Origin of the sequence: Ruegeria sp. HKCCD7221, from assembly GCF_013031225.1 — a bacterium.
In the GTDB taxonomy this organism is placed as follows: Bacteria; Pseudomonadota; Alphaproteobacteria; order Rhodobacterales; family Rhodobacteraceae; genus Ruegeria.
In genome coordinates this window covers 148,478-162,379 of record NZ_WPZE01000007.1, presented here as the reverse complement: position 1 = coordinate 162,379, position 13,902 = coordinate 148,478, and the positions used below count along the sequence as shown (strand labels likewise).

The following is a 13,902-nucleotide window of genomic DNA, read 5'->3' as shown; positions in this document are numbered from 1 at the left end:
TGACCGCAGTATTGGTACGTGATGAGACGAGCAGCCCCTATGCATTCTGATGATATGTCCGAGATCGACGAGCAACGATCCGGTTTGCGCACGATCCGCAAAGTCGCGCCCTATCTTTGGCCCGAGGATGAACCCTGGGTAAAGCGGCGTGTTGTACTGGCAATGGGAATGCTGGTGCTGGCAAAGCTCATCGCGGTCTATACGCCGATTCTCTATAAAGGCGCGGTCGATGGTCTGGCGGGTGAGGGGGTGCCACCGCTGGCGTTGGGGGCCGTTGGTCTGACCGTTGCCTATGGCGTGGCCCGGATGATGACTGTGGGCTTTCAACAGCTTCGCGACGCGGCCTTTGCACCTGTTGGTCAGCGCGCGCTGCGCGCCTTGGCCCTTGAGACGTTCAGGCATATTCACCAGCTTTCTATGCGATATCACGTCACGCGCCGGACCGGGGGCCTTAGCCGTATTATCGAACGGGGTGTAAAGGGCGTTGAGTTCCTGCTCCGGTTTCTGCTGTTTTCGATTGGTCCTCTGATTCTTGAGCTGTTGCTGGTGGCTATCATCCTGATGTGGCTGTTCGATGTCTGGTATCTTGTGGTCGTGGCCGTCACGATCGCCCTGTATATCTGGTTTACCTTTGCGGTCACCGAATGGCGCGTGAAGCTGCGCCGCGAGATGAACGATCAGGATACCGAGGCCAATCAACGCGCCATCGACAGCCTTCTGAACTTTGAAACGGTCAAGTATTTCAATGCGGAAACGCGCGAAGCGGAGCGCTATGATGTGTCGATGAAGGCGTATGCGGGCGCTGCGCTAAAGACGGCTTATTCGCTGGCGTTCCTGAATTTCGGTCAGTCTTTCCTGATCACCTGTGGCCTGATCGGTGTTATGGTTCTGGCGGCCATCGGCGTGCAAAATGGCACCCTGACCGTTGGTGATTTCGTGATGGTGAACGCCTATATGATTCAGATTACCGTACCTTTGAACTTTCTGGGTACGGTCTACCGGGAAATCCGTCAGGCCCTTGTTGATATGGGCCAGATGTTTGACTTGCTGGAACAACCTGCCGAAGTCACGGACAAACCCGGCGCGCCGGATTTGGTGGTTTCAGGTGGAGAGGTGACGTTAGAGGATGTCCGCTTTGGCTACGACGCGGATCGGGAAATCCTGAAAGGCGTATCTCTGACCGTTCCGGCTGGTCAAACGGTTGCGATTGTCGGAGCGACGGGTTCTGGCAAGTCCACCATTGGCCGCTTGCTGTTCCGGTTCTACGACGTAACCGGCGGAACGCTCAGGATTGATGGGCAGGATGTGCGCGATGTGTCCCAAAACAGTTTGCACGCGGCCATAGGCGTCGTGCCGCAGGATACCGTGCTGTTTAATGACACCATCGGTTATAATATTGCTTATGGACGTGACAATGCCACGCAAGACGACGTGGAAGCGGCGGCCAAGGCGGCACAGATCCATGACTTCATCATTACTTTACCCGAAGGCTATGACACCAAGGTTGGTGAGCGTGGTTTGAAGCTGTCAGGCGGTGAAAAGCAACGCGTCGGGATCGCGCGGACGTTGCTCAAGAACCCGCCGATCCTCTTGCTGGATGAGGCGACATCGGCGCTGGACACAGACACTGAAATGGACATCAAGGACGCCTTGGCGCGCGCGGGTGAAGGGCGAACCGTCATTACGATTGCCCACCGGCTCAGCACTATTGCCGAGGCGGATCGTATCGTCGTTCTGGAACGTGGTGAGATCATCGAACAAGGCACACATGATGAGTTGCTAGATCAAAACGGGCGCTATGCCCAATTGTGGAACCGGCAGCAAAACGACTTGGAAGCCGCGTAGTATTCTTGTGCGAGGCGTAAAGAAAAGGGGGCCGGTTCTTGACCGGCCCCTTCTGATTCATTCGGCTGCTTTGAGAGGAGAGCCCGGCGGTGCATCCGGTGTGCGATCCGTTTCGAGCTCCGCCGTCCATGGTTCGTCGGTCCAAATTACCTCGGTGGCTTGCGCCTGACGCGCCGCTTTTCCTATGGCCATATCCTGCGCGACCTGACTGGATCGACCCGCCGTTGCGCGTGCCAGAAGTTTGCCCAACCAGATCGTATAGGTCGAAACCCACACACGCAGCGCCAGGAAAGAAGGCGTCACGATCAGGGTAAGAACGGTCGCAATGCCAAGCCCGAACACCACCGCCGTTGCAAGCTGTTTCCACCACAAGGCGGTGGGGCTGTTGATGGAATAGCCGCCGTTGATGAAATCGAGCGAAAGGCCGAACATCATCGGTGTCAGGCCTGCCATCGTGGTCAGGGTGGTTAGCAGAACCGGGCGAATGCGGGCTTCGGCGGTGCGCACAATGGCCTCAATCCGCGGCATATAGCGGCTGTATTCCTGATAGGTGTCAATCAGGACAATATTGTTGTTCACCACAATTCCCGCGAGGGCCACAATCCCCGTTCCGGTCATGATGATCGAAAACGGCTGTTGCATAACCAGCATCCCGATCAGGACCCCGGTGGTCGAAAGAACAACCGCCAACAGGACAAGAACGGAATTGTAGAACGAGTTGAACTGCGCCAACAGGATGACAAACATCAGACCCAAGGCACCGGCAAAAGCGTTCATGAGGAACGCACCGGATTCTTCCTGATCTTCCTGATCGCCGGTCCATTCCCAGCTTACTGGGCTGCTAAGCGGATCGGTCTCAAGCCATTCTGTCAGGACGGCGATCCGTTCATTGGGATTGATTGGCGCGATGCGCGCGTCGCCCGAGGTGATCTGCGACCGTATCTGTTCGGCATCCAAGGCACCAGTTGTCTTTACGACCTCGTATTCGGATCCGTTGGGTCCGGTGACAGTCGTGCCTTCGGGAATTGCGTCGTCGGTCAACTCTCTGACGACGGCCACACGCTCTTCCGATCCATCAGAGGCTTCTATGGTCACCTTGCTCAGGCCGGGTTCTACGTCGGCTTTGACATCGTAGTACCGCTGCTGATTCACGCGGTCGATCTGGGCCAGTTTCGCAACGGGCTTGCGGGTGACAAAGTTCGACAAGGGTACAAGGCCATCCGGCGTTCGAACCTTGAGGGTATCGAGGGTCGAAAGAACGCGATCTTCGTCGGGTAGGCGGACGCGGATTTCAATTTCTTCATCCACGTTTTCCGGACGCATTTCACCCAGCAAAAGCCCACGGGTCACCAACTGAACCATGGCACCGACCGTGGCGACATCGGCACCAAAACGACCTGCCTTGGCCACATCGACGTCTATTTGCCAATCAATGCCGGGCAGGGGCAGCGTGTCTTCAATCTTGATCAGGCCGGGTGTGTTATCAAACACGTCGCGCGCAGCCAGAGTTGCCGCGGTCAGCTCTTCCCAGCCATCGCCCTTGATGCGCAGATGCACCGGTTTGGCCGAGGCCGGACCTTGGGACAGCGGCAGAATCTCAACAATGATGCCCGGAATCTCGGCAAGTTCCGCGTTTAGCTGATCCAGCACGAAATCGCCGTCATAGTCTGGCGCAACAGTTTGCCGATCGACCAGCCCACCTAGGATGGGTTCGGACACGTTCGGCCGATCTTCCCATGGAATGATTTCAAACTGAACGCGACCAACCGTGTCAGCGGGCGCTTGTGCGCCGCCATTATTCTGGCTTAGGCCACCTTCGCCCGCGAAGGAAAAGACATTGATGACCGCAGGGTGCGCGCTGATGATTTCTTCGGCCGCCAGCACCATCTCGTCTTTTTCCGCCAGAGAGATGTTGCCACGCGCCCTGACATATGCCGTTGCTTGCTCAGGCTCATTCTCGACGAAAAACTCTACGCCGCGGTTGTTGCTGCCATAGATGGACATGACCGTGACAACGGCAAATCCGACGGCGACGATAGACACGATCGGCATGATCGGATTGCCAACGAGGAACTTGATGACGTGGCCAAAAGGTGTGTGTTCGCGGACCGTGTGCACATGTTGATCCGGGGTACGCTCGATCTTGGCCGCGCTCAGGGTCACGGACCCTGCAAACGCGCCAAGGATAAACAGAAGCGCACCAAAGAGCATTCCACCCGGCGCTCCCGCAGGCAGCAGATAGGCAGGGTTCAGAACCTGCATGGCCCCGAGGAAAATCATGTAAAGCGACGGGGGGACCATCACGACACGCAACCACCAAGGTGTACGCGCTTTCAGCCATTCGGAAGAATGGTCGAAGAAACGGCTCAGCCGCCCGGATACACCGCCCATTACGGGCAGATAAATCAAAGCTACGATCAACGAAGCAGACAGAACAAAGATCAGCGTGACAGGCAGCATTCCCATGAACTCACCCGGAACACCGGGCCAGAACAGCATAGGAAGAAAGGCGCAGAGCGTTGTCGCCGTGGATGACACGATAGGCCAGAACATCCGCTGCGCTGCCTCGACATAGGCGTGCATCGGGCCAACACCTTCCTTGATGCGCTTGTCGGCGTATTCCACAACAACGATCGCCCCGTCGACTAGCATACCCACCGCCAGGATCAGGCCGAACATCACGATGTTGGAAACACTGACGCCCATCACGGCGAGGAAGGCAAAGCACAGCAGGAACGATGTCGGAATGGCAAAGCCCACCAGCAGCGCCGCGCGCGTACCCAGCGACGCCAAAACCACGATCATCACCAGCGCAATGGCTGTCAGGACCGAACCCTCAAGCTGGCTGACCATCGAACCGACGATGCGGCTTTGGTCGTTCGACGTGCCCAGTTCGATGGCGGCCTGCATCTCGGGCGGCCACTTGGCCTGCGCTGCGGCAATGGTCGTTTTGACGGCCTCGACCGTGTCGATCAGGTTGTAACCTTTGCGCTTGACCACTTGCAGGGCAATTGTGGGCTCGCCGTTAAAACGTGCCGTGCCTTCGCGATCTTCGAATGTATAGTTGATCTGCGCAAGCTCGCCCATCGTGACGACCCGGTCGCCATTGACCTTGACCGGCAGGTCATAAACGTCTTGTGCTGTTTTGAAGGACGAAGGGATCTTGACCGAGAATGTTCCTTGCTCAGTCTCGACTTCGCCTGCTGCGATAAGCTGGTTGTTGTTTTGGACGACGTTGATCAGCTCGGCTGCGGTGACGTTGTACGCCTCGAGCCGGAGCGGGTCGATGATGACCTCAAGCAGTTCGTCACGATTGCCTGCAATCCCTGCCTCAAGCACCGAATCCAGCGATTCAAGCTCGTCCTGCAAATCTTTGGCGACGCGGGCCATTGTGCGTTCCGGCACAGCCCCGGTCAGGTTGACGATGACGATCGGGAATTCCGAAAAGTTGATCTCGAACAGTGAATACTGCTCAGCGCCTTCGGGGAATTCAGCCTGTGCGCTGTTCATCGCGTCGCGCACGTCGGCCATGATCGCGGTTTTGTCCCAGCCAAAATCGAATTCCAGCGCGACCCCTGCATAACCTTCCGAGGCCGTAGACGTCATTTCCTTTAGGCCGTCCAGATCGGCCAGCTCGGTCTCCATCGGCTTGACCAGCAGGTTCTCGGAATCTTCAGCCGAAATGCCGGGGAATTGAACCGAGACAAACAGGGCAGGGATTTCAATGTCGGGCTCACCCTCTTTGGGCAAATTGACATAGGCAAACCCGCCCACAACAAGCGAGATTGCGATAAAGGCCAGAACCATTCGCGCCCGGCCAGCAGCCCAACTGACGATTCCGGTCATTTTGCAGCGTCCCGATAGGTGGGCTTAACGCTTACGCCACTTGTCACGAATTCCTGCCCGATGACGATTATGTCCACGGTTTCAGGAAGGCCGCCGACCCATACGCCTTCCGACGTGTCACGCAATAGCTCGACAGGGAAGAAATCGGCAACGTCGCCTTGCCCGACGCTTCGAACGCCAACCTGACCTTCTTTATTGAGCGTCAGGGCAGATTGCGGCAGCAGATGCGCCTTGGCACCTTCGGCAGAAATGCGGATGTCTGCGGTTTGCCCGTCCCGAATGGCAAGTTCGGGGTTCGGAACAGTGATCTCAACTTCGAAGGTCCGGGTTGTTTCGTCGGCGGACCGGCTCAGGAATGTCACGCGACCCGCAACCTGCAGGCCTGTGACCAGTTGCGCCGAGGCCTCGGAGCCTACGATGACGCGGTTAACTTCGGCCTCGGGGACAAAACCTACCAGTTTGATCGGATCAAGCTGAATGACGGTTGCGCAAAGCGATCCGGGCTGCATCAGGCTGCCCAACTCAGCCGTGTCGCTTTCCAGCAGACCCTTGAACGGGGCCTCGATGGTCTGGCGGTCAATTTCGCGTTCTGCGGCGGCGACCTCGGCTGTTGCCGCTTCAATCCCTGCGCGCGTCGCCTCTAGACCAGCTTCGGCTGTCTTTACGCCTGCTTCGGCGCTTCGCATTGCGGCCTGGCTGGATATCCTGCGCGTTTCCGAGCCGAACCCGGTTTCCGAAAGTTTCTGCGCAGCCGTCAGGTTGATCTGAGCTTCGGCGACCAAGGCATGTGCTTCTTCAAGACGCGCTTCAGCTTCGGGGATGCGGCTCTCGGCCTCAAGCTTGCCTGCCATCGCCTCAGCAAGGCTGGCGGGGCGGGTGCCGGGATCCAGTTCACACAGCAGGTCGCCCGATTCTACGAACGTTCCTTTGCGCTTTGGTTCCGAAATGACCGTCGAGGTCGTTTCGGCCAGAACTTCGACCTGTCGGTTGGCTTTTGTTTGGCCGCGCAGCAACACGGCGCTGTCAATCTCGCGCGCTACCGAGCGGACGGCCACCACGCCGATAGCATTCCGATTCTCGGATGCGGAGCCTTCGGATTCATCCGCAGATGACGGGCTTGCCTCGGCTTCGGCCCGGCCAGCAATCGCAAATAGGGTATCGCGTTCAAACACAAGCAGGAATAGTGCAACGACCACCAGCAAAGCATTTACGATTGAAATCAAACGCATTCAGAATTTCTCCCCAAATTCTTCGCCCGGATTTCTACGGCGCCTAATCTTAAATGTGGGGCGCATTATGTATCTTTTCCACACTGAACTGAATAGTTCGGTTTGTTTTTTTCCGCAAGCGGTGTTCAACCCGCCTTAAATGCCCAAAATCGCACCCTTGGCTTGGCAAGGTCGCCGGGGTATGACATTGCGCCATACGTAATTGAATTAGCCCGGAGCGCAGGGATGAGCGACGTCGACAGTTTTATTGATGAGGTGACCGAAGAGGTGCGCCGTGACCGTCTGTTTCTGCTGCTGCGCCGGTGGGGATGGGTTGGTGTGCTGGCGGTTGTCCTGATTGTTGGCGGCGCCGCATTCAATGAAATCCGCAAAGCACGCGCAACGTCGCAGGCCGAAGAACTGGGCGATGCGATTCTTTCGGCGCTAGCTCAGAATGACTCGGTTGAACGGGCCGGTAGCCTGGAAAGCGTCGCGGCGGCTTCACCGGGTGGCGATGCGGTAGTAGATATGCTGTTGTCTGCGTCCCAATCCGAGGCCGGTTCGGTGGAAGAGGCTGTGAACAGCCTGAATGCGATTGCGGTTCAGGGTGATCTGCCGGAAATCTACCGCGCGATTGCGACGTTTAAGGCGTTGCTTCTGCAAAGCGATACCCTGCCAGCAGCGGACCGGCGTCAGCAATTCGAGGCTTTGGCCGCACCCGGCGCTCCACTTAGGTTGTTGGCCGAAGAGCAACTGGCCCTAATCGACATATCCGAAGGCAATGTCGACGCCGCTATCGAAAGATTGCAGGCGCTACGGCAGGATGCCGAGATTGGCGTTGACCTTCAGCAGCGCGCAGCCCAGTTGATCGTGGCACTGGGGGGTGAACCCGAACCGTTGGTAGCCCGGCAGGGATGATCCGCAGCGTAACGAATAATGGCAGGCGAGTTCGGAAAACCATGGTAACAAATCTTCTTTCCCGAGTTGGATTGTCGGTTGCGGCTGTATCCCTGACTGTTCTTGCGGCTTGTGAGGAACCCGAAGTCATCCTGCCCGGTCCGCGCGAAGACATCCGTCCTGCGGCGGATACGGAAACCGTCGAGACGCGCGGGTCTAAGCCAATCAGCCTGCCGGCTCAGAAGGCGAATGCAAGTTGGCCGCAAAGCCCGGGAACGGCAGCGTTTCGCACGACGAACGCTCAACTTCGGGCCACGCCACAGCGGGTTTGGTCCGCGTCGATCGGCAAAGGTGACTCGCGCAAGCAGCGGATCACGGCGGAACCGGTCGTTGCTGGTGGATTGATCTACACGCTCGATTCCGGGGCGACGGTTTCCGCCGTTTCGCCCCAGGGTCAGCGGGTCTGGAGCACGGATCTTATTCCTGCTTCGGACGGTGACTCGGACGCGACTGGCGGCGGCATCGCTTATGCCGATGGTGTATTATATGTCTCGTCGGGATTTGGGCGGCTGACCGCGCTGGATGCCAGATCAGGGGCAATCCGGTGGCAAAAACGTCTGAATGCGACTGGCAGCGGCGCTCCGCTGGTGAATGGTGGCCTGTTGTATCTTGTGGCCGGTGATGAAACCGGTTGGGCCATTGATACCAAAGACGGCCGCATCGCGTGGCAGATTCAAGGCACGCCAAGCGTCGGCAATGTGCTGGGCGCGCCTGCGCCTGTGATCGCGTCCGAATTCGCGGTCTTCGCGTTCGGGTCTGGAGATGTTTCCGCAACCTTCCGCAAGGGCGGTATCCGTCGGTGGAACGCCTCGGTCGCCGGAGGACGGCGGGGTCGGGCCGCAGCTCAGATCATTGACGTGACCGGTGGTCCGATGGTGTCTGGTGACACGATCTTTATCGGGAACCACTCGGGCCGGACCGTGGCCTTTGATGCAAGCTCGGGCGAGCGGAAATGGACGGCGGATGAGGGTGCGGTCGATACGGTTTGGCCCGCCGGGAACAGCCTTTTCCAAATCAGTGACCGCAGTCAGCTTATTCGTCTGGATGCTGCGACGGGTGAAGTTGTCTGGGCGCAGGACTTGCCCGGCTTTGTGAAGGACAAGCCTAATCGCCGGGGCCCCATTGTGGCGCATTACGGGCCGATCATGGCTGGGGGGCGTCTGGTGATTGCATCCAATGATGGATACCTTCGGTTCTTCAGCCCGGTTGACGGCACCCTTGTGCACCGCGTCGAAGTACCCGGCGGTGCGACCACGGCACCGGTTGTTGCCGGGCAGACGCTTTATGTCGTGTCCACCAAAGGTGATCTACACGCTTTCCGTTGACCGAAAGATGCGCTAAAGGGCGCGTCTGAGTCTTGAAAGTTGAGTATCATGTCGCTGACCCTCGCCATTGTGGGGCGCCCCAATGTGGGCAAATCCACCCTGTTCAACCGCCTTGTGGGTAAACGTCTTGCTTTGGTCGACGACCAACCCGGCGTGACGCGTGACCTGCGCGAAGGCGAAGGGCGCTTGGGCGATCTGCGGTTCACCGTGATCGACACCGCTGGGCTTGAGGATGCGACTGACGACAGCCTGCAGGGCCGGATGCGTCGCCTTACAGAACGCGCCGTGGATATGGCCGACGTGTGCCTGTTCATGATCGACGCGCGGGTGGGGCTGACGCCGACGGATGAAATGTTCGCCGAAATCCTGCGCAAACGCTCCAAGCACGTTATCCTTGCGGCCAATAAGGCAGAGGGCAGCGCAGCGGATGCAGGTGTGCTTGAGGCCTATAACCTTGGTCTTGGCGAACCGGTGCGTTTGTCCGGCGAGCATGGCGAGGGGATGACAGACCTTTATGCGCAATTGATGCCTCTGGCCGACGCTGCGGCTGAAAAGGCGCAGGATGATGCGCCGGAAACCGATATCGAATTGGATGAGGATGGCGAGGGCGAAACGCCGCTCATCTCCGCTGACAAGCCGTTGCAGGTCGCCGTTGTGGGCCGTCCGAATGCCGGGAAATCCACGCTGATCAATAAGATCATGGGTGAAGATCGCCTGCTGACCGGCCCCGAGGCCGGGATCACCCGCGACGCGATCAGCCTTCGGATCGACTGGGCCGACCCAGATGGCAACAGCACCCCGATGCGCATTTTCGACACCGCCGGGATGCGCAAAAAGGCCAAGGTGCAGGAAAAGCTGGAAAAACTGTCGGTCTCGGACGGTCTGCGTGCCGTGAAGTTTGCCGAGGTCGTGGTGGTCCTGCTGGATGCGGCTATTCCGTTTGAACAGCAAGACCTGCGAATTGCGGATCTGGCAGAGCGCGAAGGGCGTGCTGTGGTCGTCGCCGTGAACAAATGGGACATCGAAGAGGACAAGCAAGAAAAGCTGCGCGACCTCAAAGAATCCTTTGAACGCCTTCTTCCGCAATTGCGCGGCGCGCCGTTGATTACCGTGTCAGCCAAGACGGGCAGGGGTTTGGAACGTCTGCGTGCCGCCATCCTGCGCGCCCATGACGTGTGGAATCGTCGTGTGCCGACCGCTGCGCTAAACCGCTGGCTGACTGCAATGCTGGAACAACATCCACCTCCAGCACCGCAAGGCCGTCGCATCAAGCTGCGTTATATGACTCAGGCCAAAACCCGCCCACCTGGATTTGTCGTCATGTGCTCGCACCCTGACAAGATGCCCGAAAGCTATAACCGGTATCTGGTCAACGGACTGCGCGAGGATTTTGATATGCCGGGCACTCCGATCCGCCTGACGTTGCGTGGGCAGGGCGACAAGAACCCCTATAAGGGACGCCGCAAGAAAAACGCGGGCGCGCTGGCAAAGCATCTCAAGGGCCGCGCGTAACTGCGCCAATTTTCAGCATTTTTGGCTCAGGGGCGTGACAGCCCGAGTTCCCCGCGCTAGCATTCAGGTGCGTGCATTTGTTTTCGCACGCGCTGCTTGTTTGCGGAGTTTCCGCACATAGTTTCGAACCCATATTGAAGCGGGCCATCGTGGGGAGCGGACGTGATGGATTTGAGGGAATACACTAGGCAATATGCGGTGCAAGATAATCGTCTGGCCGCGCTAAGTTACTTCGGGACTTTTGCGGTGTATTTTGCATCGCTGGCTTTGGCGATCATCTATGTGGATCGCTGGTACATCATGGTCCCCGCCGGAATCGTCTTCGCGTTCTCGGCTGTGCGTCTTTACGTTCTGCAACATGACTGTGGGCACCATTCCCTGTTTGAAACGCGTCAACAGAATGAATGGGCCGGGCATGGGCTGTCTCCGTTCACATTTGCTCCGTTTGAAGTGATGAAGCAAAACCATAACCTTCATCATTCGGGCATCGGCAACCTCGAACATCGCGAGACCGGCGAGATTCATACGATGACTGTGCGCGAGTGGAATGAGGCGGATTGGAAGGCGCGGTTGTTCTATCGCCTTTACCGCAACCCGTTTATCCTTGTCCCGGTGGGCGCGCTGTTTACCTATTTCATCCGGTACCGCTGGCCCAAGAATACAGTCCGGTTTGGTGTCACGGGTGTCCTGTTGCACAACCTGTCAATTGTTGTGTTCCTTGGGCTGCTTTACTTGATCGCAGGGATGACCGGTATTCTGGTCTGGCTTATATTTTCCCTTTTGGGCGGGATGTTGGGTGTGTTCCTTGTCTACCTGCAACACAATTTCGAGGACACTTATTGGGACCGCCGCCCGGATTTGGACCCCAAGCTGGCAGCGTTGCAAGGATCGTCGGCGCTGGATTTCGGCTGGTGGTTTGACAATGCCGTGGCCTGCATCACGTTACACGATATTCACCACTTCAACGCACGTATTCCGTCGTATCGACTGCGTGCATGTCATTATAACCTGCCACCGGAATACACCCCGCGGCGGATCAAATTCCCCGAGGCGGTCGCGGCCCTGAACCTGAAATTGTGGGATGAGGACGCAAAGCGCCTTGTTCCGTTTCCCAAAAAGGATCGGTCTGCCGGGCTTGCCCACAGTAATTGACGCCCGATCGGGATCTACGTGTTACCCTGTCTTGTGGATGCGTATATCCAGCGTATATACGTATGTGCTGGGAGAAACTGAAAGGACAAAGAATGACCGCAGTGACCGACGTAAATGGTGTAGGTGAGGCGCTTGGCCAATTGCTGACCGCCAATGGCTTCAAAACTGCCGAAGCCATCGCCAAGGCAACCCCCGACGCTCTGGTCAAAGTCCCTCGAATAGGTGCGGCACGTGCTCCAGTGCTGATCGCCGCCGCGAAACAGGCGATCGCAGCCAAACCCGCTGCGAAGCCGGCGACGCGCCGTGCGCCTTCGCGAAAAACTGCGGCCCGAAAGCCAGCCGCGCGTAAAACCGTGGCCGCCGCCGCAGCAGAAAAGCGAGCCGAGGAAGCGGCCCGTAAAGCAGCCGAAGAAAAAGCAGCGGCTGCGATGGCAGAGGCTAAAGCCAAGAAGAAGGCAAAGGCCAAAGCCAAGGCTGAGAAAGCTGCCAAGAAGCGCGCCGAAATGGAGGCTGTGTTCTCGAAAGCCAAGGACAAGGTAAAGGCCAAGGCGAAAAAGGATAAAAAGTCCAAAAAGGACGGTAAGAAGAAAGACGATAAGAAAAACAACGATAAGAAAAAGGGCGACAAGAAGAAAGACGCCAAAAAGAGCGACAAGAAGAAGGATAAGAAAAAGGCGAAGAAGTAGGCCTTCCTCGCCTTTGATCGAATAGAAACCGGCGGCTGTGGCGCGTCGGTTTTCTTATGCCAATGTGCCGTCCAGTTGCAGCGTCAGCTTGCCACCCAGATAGGGGGCCAACACCTCGGGCAGGGTGACGGTGCCATCGGCGTTCTGGCCGTTTTCCAGCACCGCGATCAGGCAGCGCCCCACCGCCAGGCCCGAGCCGTTCAGCGTGTGGACATATTCCGGTTTGCCGCCACCTTCGGGCCGGAAGCGCGCATTCATGCGGCGGGCCTGAAAATCGCCGCAGGTCGAAACCGAGCTGATCTCGCGATACGTGCCCTGACCGGGCAGCCATGCTTCGATGTCATAGGTACGGCGTGCGCCGAAGCCCATATCGCCGGTACACAGGATCACGGTGCGATACGGGACGCCCAGTTTCTCAAGAATCCCTTCAGCGCACCGCAACATACGCTTTTGTTCATCGTCGGAATTGTCCGGGTGCGTGACCGAGACCATCTCAACTTTCTCGAATTGGTGCTGGCGCAACATCCCGCGGGTGTCCTTGCCCGCGCTGCCTGCCTCGGACCGGAAGCACAGCGAATGCGCGGTATAGCGGCGGGGCAGGTAGCTTTCCTCGATCATCGTGTCGTTCACGATGTTGGTCAGCGAGACTTCGGAGGTCGGGATCAGCCACCAACCTTCACGGGTCTGATAGCTGTCTTCGCCGAATTTCGGCAACTGGCCAGTGCCCTGCATCATCTCGGACAGAACCAGAACGGGACCGTTGACCTCGGTCAACTCGTTTTCGTTGATATGCGTGTCCAGCATGAACTGCGCCAACGCGCGGTGGATGCGTGCAACGCCGCCCGACAGCAATACAAAGCGCGAGCCGGACAGTTTGGCAGCGGTCTCGAAATCCATGCCGGTTTGGACGGCCTCAACCTCAAAATGCTCTTTCGGGGCAAAGTCCAGTTCGCGCGGGGTGCCCCAGCGGTTCACCTCGACATTGTCGTTTTCATCTGCGCCTTCGGGCACATCCTCGGCGGGTAGGTTGGCGATGCGGATCAATTGATCTGTCAACAGCGCGTCCAGATCCTTAGCTTCGGTCTGCATCCGGGCGACTTCGGCCTTCTTTTCGGCGACCAGAGCCCTCAAACGCTCGAATTCGGCCTCATCACCGCGACCCTTGGCAGCGCCGACTTCTTTGCTGGCCTTGTTCTGTTCGGCCTGCGCGGTCTCAGCCGCCAAAATCTTGGCGCGGCGGCTTTCGTCCAACCGCAACAGGTCTGACGACACCGGCGCGTCCCCACGGCGCGCAAGTGCGGCGTCGAAGGCGGCTGGGTTTTCGCGAATGGCGCGGATGTCGTGCATGGTTCAGGTCCTTGAATGCGTGAA

General features: G+C 58.1%; 9 protein-coding genes. 6 read left to right on the top strand and 3 right to left on the bottom strand.

What is annotated here, in order from left to right; translation table 11 throughout:
- Nucleotides 1-39 precede the first annotated feature (39 nt).
- A complete protein-coding gene (locus GOX73_RS16460) occupies nucleotides 40-1,845 on the top strand; it encodes an ABC transporter ATP-binding protein/permease (RefSeq protein ID WP_171126497.1) in 1,806 nt (601 codons plus the stop codon).
- 57 nt (nucleotides 1,846-1,902) lie between these two features.
- Here the strand turns inward: GOX73_RS16460 and GOX73_RS16455 are convergent, their stop codons facing one another.
- Together GOX73_RS16455 and GOX73_RS16450 are read right to left on the bottom strand one after the other, a co-directional pair.
- A complete protein-coding gene (locus GOX73_RS16455; protein ID WP_171126498.1) occupies nucleotides 1,903-5,691 on the bottom strand; it encodes an efflux RND transporter permease subunit in 3,789 nt (1,262 codons plus the stop codon).
- Entirely contained in the window at nucleotides 5,688-6,920 is a 1,233-nt protein-coding gene (locus GOX73_RS16450; RefSeq protein ID WP_171122126.1) for an efflux RND transporter periplasmic adaptor subunit, read from the bottom strand. Before GOX73_RS16450 ends, GOX73_RS16455 begins: the two co-directional genes overlap by 4 nt.
- Nucleotides 6,921-7,145: 225 nt before the next feature.
- On the opposite strand from GOX73_RS16450, the gene GOX73_RS16445 reads away from it, so the two are divergent.
- The 5 genes from GOX73_RS16445 to GOX73_RS16425 all read left to right on the top strand — a co-directional run bounded on the left by GOX73_RS16445 (nucleotide 7,146) and on the right by GOX73_RS16425 (nucleotide 12,531).
- Nucleotides 7,146-7,817, top strand: coding sequence for a hypothetical protein (locus GOX73_RS16445; RefSeq protein WP_171126499.1), 672 nt, complete (start codon nucleotides 7,146-7,148; stop codon nucleotides 7,815-7,817).
- A gap of 41 nt (nucleotides 7,818-7,858) precedes the next feature.
- Nucleotides 7,859-9,181, top strand: a complete 1,323-nt coding sequence (locus tag GOX73_RS16440; protein ID WP_171126500.1) for a PQQ-like beta-propeller repeat protein — start codon at nucleotides 7,859-7,861, stop codon at nucleotides 9,179-9,181.
- Nucleotides 9,182-9,229: 48 nt separating this feature from the next.
- On the top strand, nucleotides 9,230-10,693 hold the full coding sequence (gene der, locus GOX73_RS16435) for a ribosome biogenesis GTPase Der (RefSeq protein WP_171126501.1): 1,464 nt from the start codon (nucleotides 9,230-9,232) through the stop codon (nucleotides 10,691-10,693).
- 165 nt (nucleotides 10,694-10,858) lie between these two features.
- A complete protein-coding gene (locus GOX73_RS16430) occupies nucleotides 10,859-11,845 on the top strand; it encodes a fatty acid desaturase (protein WP_171126502.1) in 987 nt (328 codons plus the stop codon).
- A gap of 92 nt (nucleotides 11,846-11,937) precedes the next feature.
- The gene (locus GOX73_RS16425; protein WP_171126503.1) at nucleotides 11,938-12,531 is read left to right on the top strand and encodes a helix-hairpin-helix domain-containing protein; all 594 of its coding nucleotides are present in this window, start codon (nucleotides 11,938-11,940) and stop codon (nucleotides 12,529-12,531) included.
- 54 nt (nucleotides 12,532-12,585) lie between these two features.
- Here GOX73_RS16425 and serS read toward each other — a convergent pair whose 3' ends face one another.
- Entirely contained in the window at nucleotides 12,586-13,878 is a 1,293-nt protein-coding gene (serS, locus tag GOX73_RS16420) for a serine--tRNA ligase (RefSeq protein WP_171122132.1), read from the bottom strand.
- Nucleotides 13,879-13,902: the final 24 nt, after the last annotated feature.